Source organism: Polynucleobacter sp. AM-26B4, from assembly GCF_018882285.1.
Lineage (GTDB): Bacteria > Pseudomonadota > Gammaproteobacteria > Burkholderiales > Burkholderiaceae > Polynucleobacter.
In genome coordinates this window covers 449,242-462,814 of the sequence record NZ_JACVOT010000001.1, presented here as the reverse complement: position 1 = coordinate 462,814, position 13,573 = coordinate 449,242, and the positions used below count along the sequence as shown (strand labels likewise).

Annotated in this window: 13 protein-coding genes; all 13 read left to right on the top strand. The window is 45.0% G+C overall.

Going from position 1 to position 13,573, the window contains the following annotated elements; genetic code table 11:
* Window positions 1–64: 64 nt before the first annotated feature.
* Window positions 65–2,176, top strand: a complete 2,112-nt coding sequence (locus ICE88_RS02250; RefSeq protein ID WP_216248952.1) for a 4Fe-4S dicluster domain-containing protein — start codon at window positions 65–67, stop codon at window positions 2,174–2,176.
* An 8-nt stretch (window positions 2,177–2,184) separates the two neighbouring features.
* Window positions 2,185–2,832 carry a molecular chaperone gene (locus tag ICE88_RS02245; RefSeq protein ID WP_255535296.1) on the top strand — a complete coding sequence of 216 codons (648 nt, stop codon included), beginning with the start codon at window positions 2,185–2,187 and terminating at the stop codon, window positions 2,830–2,832.
* A gap of 215 nt (window positions 2,833–3,047) precedes the next feature.
* A complete protein-coding gene (locus ICE88_RS02240) occupies window positions 3,048–3,245 on the top strand; it encodes a formate dehydrogenase (protein ID WP_215291104.1) in 198 nt (65 codons plus the stop codon).
* Between the two features lie 110 nt (window positions 3,246–3,355).
* Entirely contained in the window at window positions 3,356–6,277 is a 2,922-nt protein-coding gene (locus ICE88_RS02235; RefSeq protein ID WP_255535295.1) for a formate dehydrogenase subunit alpha, read from the top strand.
* A gap of 25 nt (window positions 6,278–6,302) precedes the next feature.
* Complete coding sequence (fdh3B, locus tag ICE88_RS02230; protein ID WP_215291108.1) at window positions 6,303–6,932, top strand: formate dehydrogenase FDH3 subunit beta; 630 nt, start codon at window positions 6,303–6,305, stop codon at window positions 6,930–6,932.
* Window positions 6,929–7,162, top strand: coding sequence for a hypothetical protein (locus ICE88_RS02225; protein WP_216248946.1), 234 nt, complete (start codon window positions 6,929–6,931; stop codon window positions 7,160–7,162). The genes fdh3B and ICE88_RS02225 overlap by 4 nt, the downstream gene beginning before the upstream one ends.
* Before the next feature lie 26 nt (window positions 7,163–7,188).
* Window positions 7,189–8,232, top strand: a complete 1,044-nt coding sequence (locus ICE88_RS02220; protein WP_216248943.1) for a formate dehydrogenase subunit gamma — start codon at window positions 7,189–7,191, stop codon at window positions 8,230–8,232.
* Window positions 8,233–8,250: 18 nt separating this feature from the next.
* Window positions 8,251–8,544, top strand: a complete 294-nt coding sequence (locus tag ICE88_RS02215; RefSeq protein WP_216248934.1) for a hypothetical protein — start codon at window positions 8,251–8,253, stop codon at window positions 8,542–8,544.
* A 69-nt stretch (window positions 8,545–8,613) separates the two neighbouring features.
* Window positions 8,614–9,447, top strand: a complete 834-nt coding sequence (locus ICE88_RS02210; protein WP_370624417.1) for a formate dehydrogenase accessory sulfurtransferase FdhD — start codon at window positions 8,614–8,616, stop codon at window positions 9,445–9,447.
* A complete protein-coding gene (mobA, locus tag ICE88_RS02205; RefSeq protein WP_215291118.1) occupies window positions 9,431–10,027 on the top strand; it encodes a molybdenum cofactor guanylyltransferase MobA in 597 nt (198 codons plus the stop codon). Before ICE88_RS02210 ends, mobA begins: the two co-directional genes overlap by 17 nt.
* Before the next feature lie 3 nt (window positions 10,028–10,030).
* The gene (locus ICE88_RS02200) at window positions 10,031–10,405 is read left to right on the top strand and encodes a DsrE family protein (protein WP_216248932.1); all 375 of its coding nucleotides are present in this window, start codon (window positions 10,031–10,033) and stop codon (window positions 10,403–10,405) included.
* Window positions 10,406–10,493: 88 nt separating this feature from the next.
* Window positions 10,494–11,063 (top strand): dCTP deaminase, encoded by a 570-nt coding sequence (gene dcd, locus ICE88_RS02195; RefSeq protein ID WP_089515362.1) that lies wholly within the window; start codon window positions 10,494–10,496, stop codon window positions 11,061–11,063.
* A gap of 244 nt (window positions 11,064–11,307) precedes the next feature.
* Window positions 11,308–13,557: an arginine/lysine/ornithine decarboxylase gene (locus tag ICE88_RS02190; protein WP_216248930.1), complete on the top strand. Its 2,250-nt coding sequence runs from the start codon at window positions 11,308–11,310 to the stop codon at window positions 13,555–13,557.
* Window positions 13,558–13,573: the final 16 nt, after the last annotated feature.

Genomic DNA, 13,573 nt, shown 5'->3' with positions numbered 1-13,573 from the left:
GGTCTGGGCCTGGTTATTGAATATAAAAAGCCAGGTGTATTGATTAAATGGCTGAAGGTAGAGGATGACAAAGAAGACGCTCGTTTGTAGCTGTAATCAAACCATGCCCATAGATATCGTGCAGATAGCTAAGGGTATGGGGGTCGACAGCAAAAATATCTCACTCAATAATGCCTTGTGTCGCCAAGAGGTGGGAACTTTCATTGCGGCCTCTCAGGGTTCGGATGAGATTGTGTTGGCTTGTACTCAAGAAAAACGTTTGTTTGATGAAGTTGCCAGCGAACAAGAAAAGCCACTGATTGCCCCAATTAAATTTGTGAACATCCGAGAAACTGGCGGATGGTCGGCAGATGCAAAAAATGCGATGCCAAAGATTGCTGCTTTATTGGCCATGGCCTCATTGCCTGAGCCCGAGCCAGTTAATACAGTCAGCTATCAAAGTGGTGGTCGCGTATTGGTGGTTGGTCCAGGAGATGTTGCTATTCAATGGGCTGAGCGCTTATCAAAAAACATGAGCGTTGGGGTGCTTTGCACTGAGAAGGGTTCTTTGCCACAGCTTCGCGAGTTTCCTGTTTACAGCGGCAAGATCAAAAACCTCAAAGGTTATCTCGGCGCATTCTCTGTTGAGTGGGCTCAGGAGAATCCAATTGATCTTGAGTTGTGTACTCGCTGTGGCGCTTGTGTGGATGCTTGCCCAGAGAATGCAATCGATCTCAGCTATCAAATTGACTTGAATAAATGTAAGAGCCATCGCTCTTGCGTGAAAGCTTGTTCTGCAATCGGCGCCATTAATTTTGACCGTGTTGATACAAGCCGAACTGAATCATGGGATTTGATTTTTGATTTATCAAAAGATCCAATCTTGAAGATGAGCCAACCACCGCAAGGTTATTACGCTCCCAAGGCAGATCCATTAGATCAAGCAATCGCAGCATCCGAGTTGATGGGCATGGTTGGTGAATTCGAAAAGCCTAAGTTTTTTGCCTATAACGAAAAAGTGTGTGCTCATGGACGCAATGGCAAAGTAGGTTGTTCTGCCTGTGTTGATGTTTGTTCAACGAAGGCCATTGAATCTCAATTCAGAGATGGCAAAGGCACGGTCAAGGTCAATCCAAATCTTTGTATGGGTTGTGGTGCTTGCGCGACGGTGTGCCCATCGGGGGCGATGCGTTACAACTACCCAAGTGTTCCTTACCAAGGTCAGCAGATCAAAGTGATGGCCAAAGCTTATCAAGCTGCTGGTGCAAAACTTGCGCCTAGCTTGTTATTGCACAGCAATGGCAAGGGTCAGGAGTTGATTCAATCTTTGGGTCGTCTTGCAGCAACAAACAAAACTAATTTCAAAGGCTTGCCTGCTCATCTAATTCCATTTGGTTTGCATCACAGTGCATCAACCGGCATGGACTTGTGGTTAGGTAGTTTGGCTCATGGTTTTGGCCAAGTGGCCATTTTGTTGAGTGGCGAGGAAGCTCCTGAATACCAGCAAGCTTTGAGCACTCAAGTGACTGTTGCTCAATCCATGCTCGAAGGTTTGGGTTACGCGAAAGACAGTATTGTCTTGTTGCAAGCTGATAGTGCTCAAGCATTAGAAAAACAAACTGCTGCATTGCCTGCAAAAGCAGCGTTATGTCCAGCAGCAACTTTTGCATTTGCTAATGAAAAGCGTGAAACATTAGAGGCTGCTTTAGAGCATTTGATGTTGCATGGATCAATCAAGGTCACAAATGAGAAGCCTTTGCTTTTAGCGGCTGGCTCTCCCATTGGTGGTGTGCTTGTTAATCAAGATGCTTGTACTTTGTGTATGTCTTGTGTGGGCGCCTGCCCTGAAAGTGCTTTGCGCGATAACCCAGATGCGCCACAGCTATCAATGATTGAGCGCAACTGCGTGCAATGTGGTTTGTGTGTTCAAACCTGCCCTGAAAATGCTTTGACTCTGGCGCCGCGTTTGCAAACCACTGAGATCAGAAAAAAGACTGTTGTTCTTAATGAAACAAAGCCATTCCACTGCATCAGTTGTGGCAAAGCATTTGGTACGCTGAAAATGGTTGAGTTGATGGTTGGCAAGTTGTCATTGCACGCTGCGTTCTCGGGTGCGGCCACTGAGCGTCTCAAGATGTGCAGCGACTGTCGCGTGATTGACATGATGAATAAACCTAACGATAACGATGTGGTCTGATGAGTGATATGGAAAAAAAATTAGATGAAGAAGTCACTTCTTTAAGTACTGATGGACTAGAAGAGGACGTAGCTCGCGCAGATCTTTATGGTTTGTTGGCAGCGCTCTTCTACCAAGCGCCTGATGATGATTTATTACATCGTATTGCAGCTTCTGCTGCTTATGGCACAGGGTCTGAAGCACCTGATAACGCAGCCTTGACTCAAGCCTGGGATGAGTTGGTACGCGTTGCTTCATCTTCATCTGCCAAAGAGTGGGCAGATGAGTATCAGGAGCTTTTCATTGGCATTGGTAAGCCAGAAGTATTTTTGTATGGGTCTTATTACCAGTCAGGCTTCATGAATGAAAAGCCACTCGTGCGCTTGCGTGATTCTTTGCAAGAGTTGGGCCTTGAAGCTGCTGAAAACATCACTGAGAGTGAAGATCACATTTCCTCCTTGTGTGAGGTGATGCGTTATTTGATCGCCGGTGATGATTTGGCAATTGCCAATCTAACACAGCAAAAAAAGTTTTTTGATGAGCATTTGCGTTCTTGGGTACAAGAATTGTGCGATGCAACAGATGTACACCCTTTGGCCAATCATTACAGGTCAGTTGCCATGCTCGCTAAAGCCTTTTTTGAGGTAGAGGCTTATGCCATGGACATGGTTGAATAAAGTTATAAAAATTCAATCTATTTTTAACTTAAGCGTTATCGAAAAAGGCTTGTTGATTCAGACTCAGCAAGCCTTTTTGACTTAGGGAAACCCCTAGTCAAGTATTTGATTTGTCGTGTGCAAAAAAAATAATAAAGGTTTATAGTTAGACCATAAATGCAAGTGTTACTTTTGTAATTTAGTGGCAGATTGTTAAGAATTAATAGGAGATAGTTATGAGTGAAAACAAACACAAAGATTCGCGCAGAAAATTCTTTGTTACAGCAGGTGTTACTGCAGGTGCAGTAGCTGTTGTGTCTCAAACCCCATTGGGAACAGCGATTGCTGAGCAAGCCTCTACCATGATGGAAGATAGCAAGGGTTACAAGTTATCTGATCATGTCCGTAAATATTACAAAACTACACTCGTTTAATTTTTAAACGAGTGTTTTTTTATTTCTCTTGAATCTTTGAGGGTTTATCCATGAGTCTGATTCGTAAAACATCACAACAAGCAGTTGCTGCTTCTCGTCACTCTGCCCAAATGGTTGGCAGCTTAGCGCGCAGTTTGCAATCCGCGATCCCAATGATGGATCGTCGTACTTTCCTTAAGCGCTCAGGCGTTGGTGTGGGTGTGGGTTTAGCCGCATCTCAACTAACCTTGGTACAAAAAGCCAAAGCTTCTGCGGGAGCAAAGGTTGACGGTAAGGGCAAAATTGAAGTTAAACGTACTGTTTGTACACACTGTTCAGTTGGCTGCGCCATTGATGCAGTAGTTGAAAACGGCGTTTGGACTCGTCAAGAGCCAGTGTTTGATTCACCAATCAACTTGGGCGCACACTGTGCCAAGGGTGCGGCGATTCGTGAACACGGTCACGGTGAGTTCCGCTTGAAGTACCCAATGAAGCTTGTGAATGGCAAGTACGAAAAAATCAGCTGGGATCAAGCACTTGACGAAATCACTGCAAAAATGAAGAGCTTGAAGAAGACTTCAGGCCCAGATTCAGTATTCTTCATCGGTTCATCAAAGTACAACAACGAGCAAGCTTACTTGCTACGTAAGTTCGTTTCTTTCTACGGTACAAACAACACTGACCACCAAGCGCGTATCTGTCACTCAACAACAGTGGCTGGTGTAGCGAATACTTGGGGTTACGGCGCGATGACCAACAGCTACAACGATATGCAGAACTCTAAAGCTGCTATCTACATTGGTTCAAACGCTGCTGAAGCTCACCCAGTTTCAATGTTGCACATGTTGCACGCTAAAGAAGCCGGTTGCAAAATGATTGTGGTTGATCCACGTTACACACGTACAGCAGCTAAGGCTGATCAATATGTGCGTATTCGTTCTGGTTCAGACATTCCATTCTTGTTCGGTGTGCTTTATCACATCTTCAAAAATGGTTGGGAAGATAAGAAATATCTTAATGACCGTGTTTACGGTATGGAAGATGTTAAGAAGGATGTGCTTGAAAAGTGGACACCTGCAAAAGTTGAAGAAGCTTGCGGTGCAACTGAAGCAGAAGTATTCCAAGTTGCTAAGACTCTTCATGAGAACCGTCCAGGAACAATCGTTTGGTGTATGGGTCAGACTCAACACACGATTGGTAACGCGATGGTTCGTGCCTCATGTATCTTGCAGTTGGCATTAGGTAACGTTGGTAAGACTGGTGGCGGTACAAACATTTTCCGCGGTCACGACAACGTTCAAGGTGCTACTGACGTAGGTCCTAACCCAGACTCATTGCCAGGTTACTATGGCCTAGCAGCTGGTTCATGGAAACACTTCGCTGGAGTATGGGGTGTTGACTACGAGTGGATCAAAGCTCAATACGCGCCAAACATGATGGAGAAATCAGGTACAACAGTTTCACGTTGGGTGGATGCTGTGCTTGAGAAAAATGATCTTGTTGATCAAGACAATAACGTGAAGGGTGTGTTCTTCTGGGGTCATGCTCCAAACTCACAGACTCGCGGTCTTGACATGAAGAAAGCCATGGACAAGTTAGAGCTATTGGTTGTGGTTGATCCATACCCAAGTGCGACTGCTGCGATGGCTGCTATGCAAGTTGAAGGCGCTCAGGTTAATAAGGATCGTGCAGTTTACTTATTGCCTGCTGCAACACAGTTTGAAACAAGTGGTTCTGCCACAGCTTCTAACCGTTCAATTCAGTGGCGTGAAAAAGTTATTGATCCGTTGTTCGAGTCAGTACCTGACCACGTGATCATGCAAGCAATGGCTGACAAGCTTGGCTTTGGCAATGAGTTGTCAAAGAACTACAAGATGTTGAAGAGCAAGTTTGCTGGTAAAGAATGGAAAGAACCAGAAGTTGAATCCATCTTGCGTGAAATCAACAAGTCAGTATGGACAATTGGTTACTCAGGTCACTCACCAGAGCGTCTAAAAGCTCACATGCGCATGATGCACGTGTTTGATGTGAAGACGTTGAAGTCTAAGGGTGGTAAAGACCCAGTGACTGGTTACGATACAACTGGTGATTATTTCGGTTTGCCATGGCCTTGCTACGGTTCACCTGAAATGAAACACCCAGGTAGCCCAAATCTTTATGACACCAGCAAGCACGTGATGGATGGTGGTGGTAACTTCCGCGCTAACTTTGGTGTGGAAAGAGATGGCAAAACACTATTGGCTGAAAACGGTTCTTACTCTAAGGGCGCTGACATCAAGACTGGTTACCCAGAGTTTGACCATGCTCTAGTTAAGAAACTTGGCTGGTGGGATGAGTTGACTGATGCAGAGAAAAAAGCTGCTGAAGGTAAAAACTGGAAGACGGACGTTTCTGGTGGTTTGATCCGTGTGATCATGAAGAACCACGGTTGTCATCCGTTCGGTAACGCTAAGGCACGTGCAGTAGTTTGGAACTTCCCTGATCCAATTCCACAGCACCGTGAGCCTTTGTATGGCACACGTCCTGACTTGGTTGCTAAGTACCCAACTCATGATGACAAGAAAGCTTTCTGGCGTATGCCAACGCTTTACAAGTCAATTCAACAGAAGAACGTTGAAGACAAGTTGTATGAGAAGTTCCCAATCATCCTTACTTCAGGTCGTTTGGTGGAGTACGAGGGTGGTGGTGAAGAGACTCGTTCAAACCCATGGTTGGCTGAGTTGCAACAAGATAACTTTGTTGAAATCAACCCAGCGGCTGCTAACAAGCGTGGCATTCGCAATGGTGAATATGTATGGGTTAAATCTCCTACAGGCGCAAAGATCAAGGTGAAAGCTTTGGTGACTGAGCGTGTTGCTGCAGATACAGCATTCATACCGTTCCACTTCTCTGGATGGTGGCAAGGTAAAGATATGTTGGATGCTTATCCAAAAGGTGCTGCACCGATCGTACGTGGTGAAGCTGTGAACACTGCAACAACTTATGGTTACGACAGCGTGACCATGATGCAGGAAACCAAGACAACAATTTGTCAGATTGAGAAGTTCGCTTAATAGCGGCGGAATTTAGGAGACGATAATGGCAAGAATGAAATTTATCTGCGATTCAGAGCGCTGCATTGAGTGTAATGGTTGTGTGACAGCGTGTAAGAATGAGCATGAGGTACCTTGGGGCGTTAATCGCCGTCGTGTTGTAACAATTAATGACGGTCAAATTGGCGCTGAAAAATCAATCTCAGTAGCATGTATGCATTGTTCAGATGCACCATGTATGGCTGTATGTCCAGTAGATTGCTTCTATAGAACTGATGAAGGTGTAGTGCTTCACGATAAAGATATCTGTATCGGTTGTGGCTACTGTTCATATGCATGCCCATTCGGCGCGCCACAGTTCCCAAGCGCTGGTACATTCGGCCTTCGTGGCAAGATGGACAAGTGCACATTCTGTGCTGGTGGTCCAGAGAAGAACGGTACTCAAGCAGAGTTTGAGAAGTATGGACGTAACCGTTTATCAGAAGGCAAGTTACCAGCCTGTGCTGAAATGTGTTCTACCAAAGCATTGATTGGTGGTGATGGCGATGTGGTTGCAGATATTTTCCGCAATCGTGTTGTTAAGCGTCAATCAAATGGTAAAGCAGCTGGTGCCAACGTATTCGGTTGGGGCACTGCTTACGGTAAACCACAACAAGCTCCAGGAAAAAAATCATGATTAAAAGAATTTCTTTAACTGCAGCTTTAATCGCAACAACATTCACACTTGGGGCATGTTCTGAAGTGCCTCAAACTGTGGTTGCAGCAAAAAAAGGCGATGAAAAAGCTTATGTTGCTGCTGACAACAAATATGTTGAAAAGGGTTGGACTTCGGGTGATCAAGTTAGCTGGGAAAAACAGCTAAAAACTCGTAGCCTAGGTCAAGACGATTACGTTAAAGCTAAGTAAGTTACTCGAGTAATTTAGGAGACGGTATGAGAATTACAATAAGAAACTTACTCGCCAGCGTTGTACTTTCTGTAACAGCTTCAGTGGCATTTGCGCAGGGGGCAGCTCCTGCCGCAAAGCCACAAGTTGAATCTGTGAACATCTTGGAAGTAAGTAAGGATGTTCAGGCTCAGCGTGAGGCCGGTGAAAACAAACCTGGTAGCAACCAACCAATTTGGAAAAATGTTAATTCTGATGTAGCTCACTCAGTTAATTTCCCGAACAAGGAAATGGGTGTGTTGATTCAGAAGTCTGGTCAGCAATGGCGCCTTATCCGTAACGGTGTGATCACTGTTTGGGGTGGTTGGTTGTTGGTGATCATGGCTGGTTTGATCGCCACTGTGTTTGTGATCAAAGGTCAAATCAAGTTGCATGAACCTAAGACTGGTCGCTTAATCAAGCGTTTCAGTGGTTTAGAAAGATTCTCACATTGGTTAATGGCGTTCAGCTTCTTGGCGCTTGCATTCACTGGCATCTTTATTCTTTGGGGCAAGTTCTTCTTGTTGCCTATCATGGGTGGCGCTGCGTACGGCACATTCTTGTTGGTGATGAAGAACATCCACAACTTCACAGGTCCTTTGTTCACAGTTAGCATCCTTTTATTCTTCGTCTTGTACGTTAAAGACAACATTCCGAATAAAGGTGATTTAACTTGGATAGCTTCATTTGGCGGTTTATTGTCAGGTAAGCACATCCCATCTCACCGCTTCAATGCTGGTGAGAAGATTTGGTTCTGGGGTGGTGTAACAGTTCTTGGTTTGGTTGTGTCTGCATCTGGTTGGGTTTTGGATATGATTGTTCCAATTCCGGGTATCGAATACTGGCGCGGCACAATGCAGTTAGCTAACATCATTCACAGTATTGCGGCAATTGTGATGACAGTTATGGCCATGGGTCATATCTATGTTGGTTCAATCGGCATGGAAGGCGCATTGCAAGGCATGAAGACTGGTTACGTTGACGAAGCTTGGGGTAAAGAGCACCATGAACTTTGGTACGACGATATCAAATCTGGAAAAATAAAATCATAGATCCAAGAAAGAACAATCATGAAAAAACTATCATTACTATTGGTCACATTGTTAAGCTCAGGTTTCGTGTTTGCTAAGTTGCCAGCTCCAAGTCCTGAAGCAGCTGCTGCTGCTGAATTGGCTAAAGCCAGAACAGCGCACGGTGATAAAGTTGGTGCTTACAAACTATGCTTGTCACAAAACGAAGTTGCTAACAAGTACAAAAAGGCTGGTGCTCCTGCGCCAGCAGCTTGTACAAATCCTGGTCCATTTGTTGCTCCTACTGCTGCACCGGCTCCAGCGCCAGCGGCTGCACCAGCAGCTAAAAAGTAATCAGCTTTAAAATCCTAATCAGTAACTAAGGTATCTTAGTTACTGATTTTTTCTTTTAAAGAACTAACAGTGGTTAAATTATCCAAAGCCGTCGCCCCCTTGATCAGTGAAGTCAAAGTGATCGATGAGCAGGGCCGCGAGAAGCTAATTCATATTCCAGGTGAGCGACCACTGACGATCTACCTTGATAAAAAAGAATTGGTCACTCTCATGACTCTTGGGGGTGCGCCAGAGGCTTTGATTTTGGGCTATTTGCGTAATCAACGCTTAGTCCCGTCAATTGATTACATTGAAAGCATTCAGGTTGACTGGGACACAGAATCAGCTGCTGTTACCACCAAGGGAAACACGGTTGATATTGAAGAAAAAACTAGTCGCAGGGTAGTAACAACAGGTTGCGGTCAAGGAACTATCTTTGGCGGAATCATGGATGACATTGACTCGATTCAATTGCCAGAGAATGCTCAAATCACGCAACCTGCTATTCATGAAATCGTTGACCACATCAGAACCAGATCATCAATTTATAAACAGGCCGGATCCGTTCACGCCTGCGCTGTTTTTAAAAATAATGGTCAAAGCGTAGAGTTATTGCATTTCATTGAAGATGTGGGTCGTCACAATGCCGTTGATTCAATTGCTGGTTTGATGTGGCTTGATGACCAGTCTGGCGAAGATTTAATTTTTTATACCACTGGCAGATTAACATCCGAGATGGTGATCAAAGGAGCTCAAATGGGCATACCATTTTTATTGTCACGCTCGGGTGTGACAGCAATGGGTTTGGAAATGGCCAACAAGGTCAATATGACATTATTCGGGCGCTGCAGTGGCCAGCATTATTTGGTTTATAGCGGCGTTAATCGTCTTAATACAAAGGAAGTAAATGTTCATTCCGCGTGATGTGATTTCAGGCTTGGTGCTCTCTGGTGGTCAAGGTCGTCGAATGGGCGGTACAGACAAGGGCTTGCAGCAATTCAAAGGAGCACCCATGGCGATGCACACCATCATGCGTTTAGAGCCTCAGGTAGATGTTGTGAAAATTAATGCCAATCGCAATTTGGCAGCTTATGAATCACTCGGTGTTTCAGTTTTGCCAGATGTGATTGGTGATTTCGCAGGTCCTTTGGCTGGTTTTCAGGCGGGTTTAGAAAACTGTGAACATCCTTATTTGGTAACAGTCCCATGTGATTCACCAAGATTCCCGATGGATTTGGTTGAAAAACTTTCCGAGGCATTAATCATTCAGGATTTAGATTTAGCCTATGCCGCCACGATGGAAAATGGAGAGTTAAGAACTCACCCAGTATTCGCCTTGATGAAATCTTCCGTGACTGATAGCTTGTTGCCATTTTTATCAAATGGTGGAAGAAAGATTGATAAGTGGTTTGAAGCCATGAAAACAAATTACGTGGTGTTCGATGATGTTGCTGCTTTTGCCAATGTGAATACCGTGGAAGAGCTTCGAGCACTTCAGGGCTAAGCGTTGAAGCGATTAATTTTGCAGCTTTGGCGCACCAGCCCAGATCAGCCAAATCTTGCAGCAACACCATTTTTAATGGCCAGTACTGCGGCAGCCATGAGCATCGACGTTGAAATCCATGTGATTGGTTCTACCGTGGATTTATTCATCAAAGACAATCCCAAGAATCAGCAAATCATTGCGCCCTCCAATCGACCTTTATCTGCTTTCATTGAGGATGCCATTCGAACGGGCGTAAAAATCAAGGTTTGCAGCACCGCTCTAAGAGACAGGCAGCTAGAGCTTGGTGACTTGGTTGAAGGGGTTAGTGAGGTGATTGGCATGGTGACCATGATTGACCTTGCCACTGATTCAAATACCACCGTTTTGACTTATTAAACCAAGGACAATTGATGGTGTCTAATAAAGAACTGGGCGGGGCATCTGAAAACAGGCAATTCAACTTAGATATGTCAAAATAGAGCTTATGACTATTAAATCTGACCGCTGGATCCGCCGCATGTGCGAAGAGCACGATATGATTTCCCCATTTGAGCCAGGCCAAGTTCGCCAGTCTCCTGAGGGGCAAAAAATCGTGAGTTATGGCACATCAAGTTATGGCTATGACATTCGTTGCGCAAACGAATTTAAGATTTTCACCAATATCAATAGCACCATCGTTGATCCAAAGAATTTTGACGATAAATCCTTCGTTGATTTCAAGGGCGATGTTTGCATCATTCCTCCCAACTCATTCGCCTTAGCGCGCACGGTTGAGTATTTCAAGATTCCAAGAAGTGTTCTGACAGTTTGTTTGGGTAAGAGCACCTACGCTCGCTGCGGCATCATTGTGAACGTGACTCCTTTTGAGCCAGAGTGGGAAGGTTATGTGACTTTGGAGTTCTCAAATACAACGCCATTGCCAGCAAAAATTTATGCAGGCGAAGGCTGTGCTCAGGTCTTATTCTTTGAGAGCGATGAAATTTGTGAAGTGTCTTACAAGGACCGTGGTGGCAAATACCAAGGTCAGGTGGGCGTAACCCTCCCAAAAACCTAAATAGGCCACATAAAGCGTGTAAAAGCCCGCAAAGTCTTATTTAGTATGAGCAGGACTGAAAGCACCTAAATAGGTGCTTTTTTAATTGATTTTTCTGTCCATTCAAGGTGTGAATGGCTAAACTAACCCTCTGGGGCTTATTTTTGTTGAAATAAATTCAGCGAAACATTGGTTTTATCGATATAGTCACGTTTTTAAGAAAAAACCCCCTTCTTTCAGAGGGGTTGCTAGGTAGGGAGTTGCTATGAAATTTCGTTTTCCTGTGGTCATTATTGATGAGGATTTCCGTACTGAAAATATTTCAGGTTCGGGCGCTCGTGCATTGGCACTTGCTATCGAAACCGAAGGTATGGAAGTTCTTGGTTTGACCAGTTATGGAGACTTAACTTCATTTGCTCAGCAGGCTGCCAGAGCCTCTTGTTTTATTCTTTCGATTGACGACGAAGAGTTTGGTACAGGCTCAGTTGCTGAGATTGATTCAGCGCTTGAAGGTTTGCGCGCTTTTGTGATGGAAGTTCGCAAGCGCAATGAAGAAATTCCAATTTTCTTGTACGGCGAAACCAGAACTTCAAGACATATTCCTAATGATGTATTGCGAGAGTTGCATGGCTTCATTCACATGAATGAAGACACGCCAGAGTTTGTGGCTCGTCACATCATCCGTGAAGCCAAGGTTTATTTGGATTCATTGGCACCTCCATTCTTTAAAGCATTGACGCACTATGCCTCTGATGGTTCTTACTCATGGCATTGTCCAGGTCACTCAGGTGGCGTGGCTTTCTTGAAAAGCCCCGTGGGTCAGATGTTCCACCAATTCTTTGGCGAGAACATGCTGCGTGCCGACGTTTGTAATGCCGTTGATGAATTAGGCCAATTGTTAGATCACACCGGCCCTGTGGCTGCGAGTGAGCGCAATGCGGCCCGCATCTTTAATGCGGACCATTTGTTCTTTGTGACGAACGGTACTTCAACATCGAACAAAATCGTTTGGCACTCAACAGTGGCGCCTGGCGACATCGTGATTGTGGATCGTAACTGTCACAAATCAATTTTGCACGCCATCATGATGACCGGTGCTGTGCCTGTTTTCTTAATGCCAACGCGCAATCACTACGGCATCATTGGCCCAATTCCAAAAGAAGAGTTTGACTGGAAAACCATTCAGAAGAAAATTCAGAATAATCCATTCATCACTGATAAAAATGCCAAGCCACGTGTATTAACGATCACGCAAAGTACCTACGATGGTGTTTTGTACAACGTTGAAATGATCAAAGAGATGTTGGACGGCAAAGTTGACACATTGCACTTTGATGAAGCATGGTTGCCTCATGCAACTTTCCATGACTTCTATAAAGATATGCACGCGATTGGTAAAGACCGACCACGTTCAAAAGAGAGCATGGTCTTCTCAACACAATCAACGCACAAGTTATTGGCAGGTCTATCTCAGGCTTCCCAGATTTTGGTGCAAGACTCAGAGTCCAATAAATTGGACAACGATTGCTTCAATGAATCATATTTGATGCACACATCCACCAGCCCGCAGTACGCCATCATTGCTTCTTGCGATGTGGCAGCCGCCATGATGGAGCCACCAGGTGGTACAGCCTTGGTTCATGAATCAATCGCCGAGTCGTTGGACTTCCGTCGCGCTATGCGCAAGGTAGATGAGGAGTGGGGCGCTGACTGGTGGTTCAAGGTTTGGGGCCCAGAGTACCTAGCCGAAGAAGGCATTGGCGAAAGAGATGATTGGGTGCTTCAAGCTGATGAACGTTGGCACGATTTTGGTAAGTTGGCTGCGGGCTTCAACATGCTCGATCCAATCAAGGCCACCATCATCACCCCAGGCTTGGAGATGGATGGTAGCTTTGCAGATACCGGTATTCCAGCCAGCATTGTGACCAAGTATTTATCTGAGCACGGTGTGATTGTTGAGAAGACTGGTCTTTATTCTTTCTTCATCATGTTCACCATCGGTATCACCAAGGGTCGTTGGAACACCATGGTGACGACTTTGCAACAGTTTAAAGATGACTACGATAAGAATCAGCCTTTGTGGCGTGTTCTTCCAGAGTTTGTTGCTAAGTACCCGCGATACGAGCGCATTGGTCTTAAAGATCTGTGCCAGCAAATCCATCAAGTCTACAAAAAGAATGATGTGGCACGCATGACAACAGAGATGTATTTGTCAGACATGATTCCTGCGATGAAGCCATCTGATGCATGGGCAAAAATGGCGCACCGTGACATTGAGCGTGTGGTCATTGATGACTTAGAAGGTCGTGTCACAGCAATGTTGGTAACGCCTTACCCACCAGGCATTCCGCTTTTGATTCCAGGCGAACGTTTCAATAAGCGTATCGTTGATTACTTGCGCTTCACCCGTGACTTCAATGAGCAGTTCCCTGGCTTTGAAACCGATGTTCATGGTTTGGTCAAAGGTGATTTGAATGGTCGCAAAGAGTATTACGTTGACTGCGTTAAAGACTGATTGAAAGATTGATCCA

Bases quoted from the DNA above. Each gene is read 5' to 3' on its own strand.
- ICE88_RS02250 (WP_216248952.1), top strand. From the start codon at position 65: ATGACAAAGAAGACGCTCGTTTGTAGCTGTAATCAAACCATGCCCATA.
- dcd (WP_089515362.1), top strand. From the start codon at position 10,494: ATGACTATTAAATCTGACCGCTGGATCCGCCGCATGTGCGAAGAGCAC.
- ICE88_RS02190 (WP_216248930.1), top strand. From the start codon at position 11,308: ATGAAATTTCGTTTTCCTGTGGTCATTATTGATGAGGATTTCCGTACT.
- fdh3B (WP_215291108.1), top strand. From the start codon at position 6,303: ATGGCAAGAATGAAATTTATCTGCGATTCAGAGCGCTGCATTGAGTGT.
- mobA (WP_215291118.1), top strand. From the start codon at position 9,431: ATGTTCATTCCGCGTGATGTGATTTCAGGCTTGGTGCTCTCTGGTGGT.
- ICE88_RS02220 (WP_216248943.1), top strand. From the start codon at position 7,189: ATGAGAATTACAATAAGAAACTTACTCGCCAGCGTTGTACTTTCTGTA.
- ICE88_RS02215 (WP_216248934.1), top strand. From the start codon at position 8,251: ATGAAAAAACTATCATTACTATTGGTCACATTGTTAAGCTCAGGTTTC.
- ICE88_RS02245 (WP_255535296.1), top strand. From the start codon at position 2,185: ATGGAAAAAAAATTAGATGAAGAAGTCACTTCTTTAAGTACTGATGGA.
- ICE88_RS02225 (WP_216248946.1), top strand. From the start codon at position 6,929: ATGATTAAAAGAATTTCTTTAACTGCAGCTTTAATCGCAACAACATTC.
- ICE88_RS02240 (WP_215291104.1), top strand. From the start codon at position 3,048: ATGAGTGAAAACAAACACAAAGATTCGCGCAGAAAATTCTTTGTTACA.
- ICE88_RS02235 (WP_255535295.1), top strand. From the start codon at position 3,356: ATGGTTGGCAGCTTAGCGCGCAGTTTGCAATCCGCGATCCCAATGATG.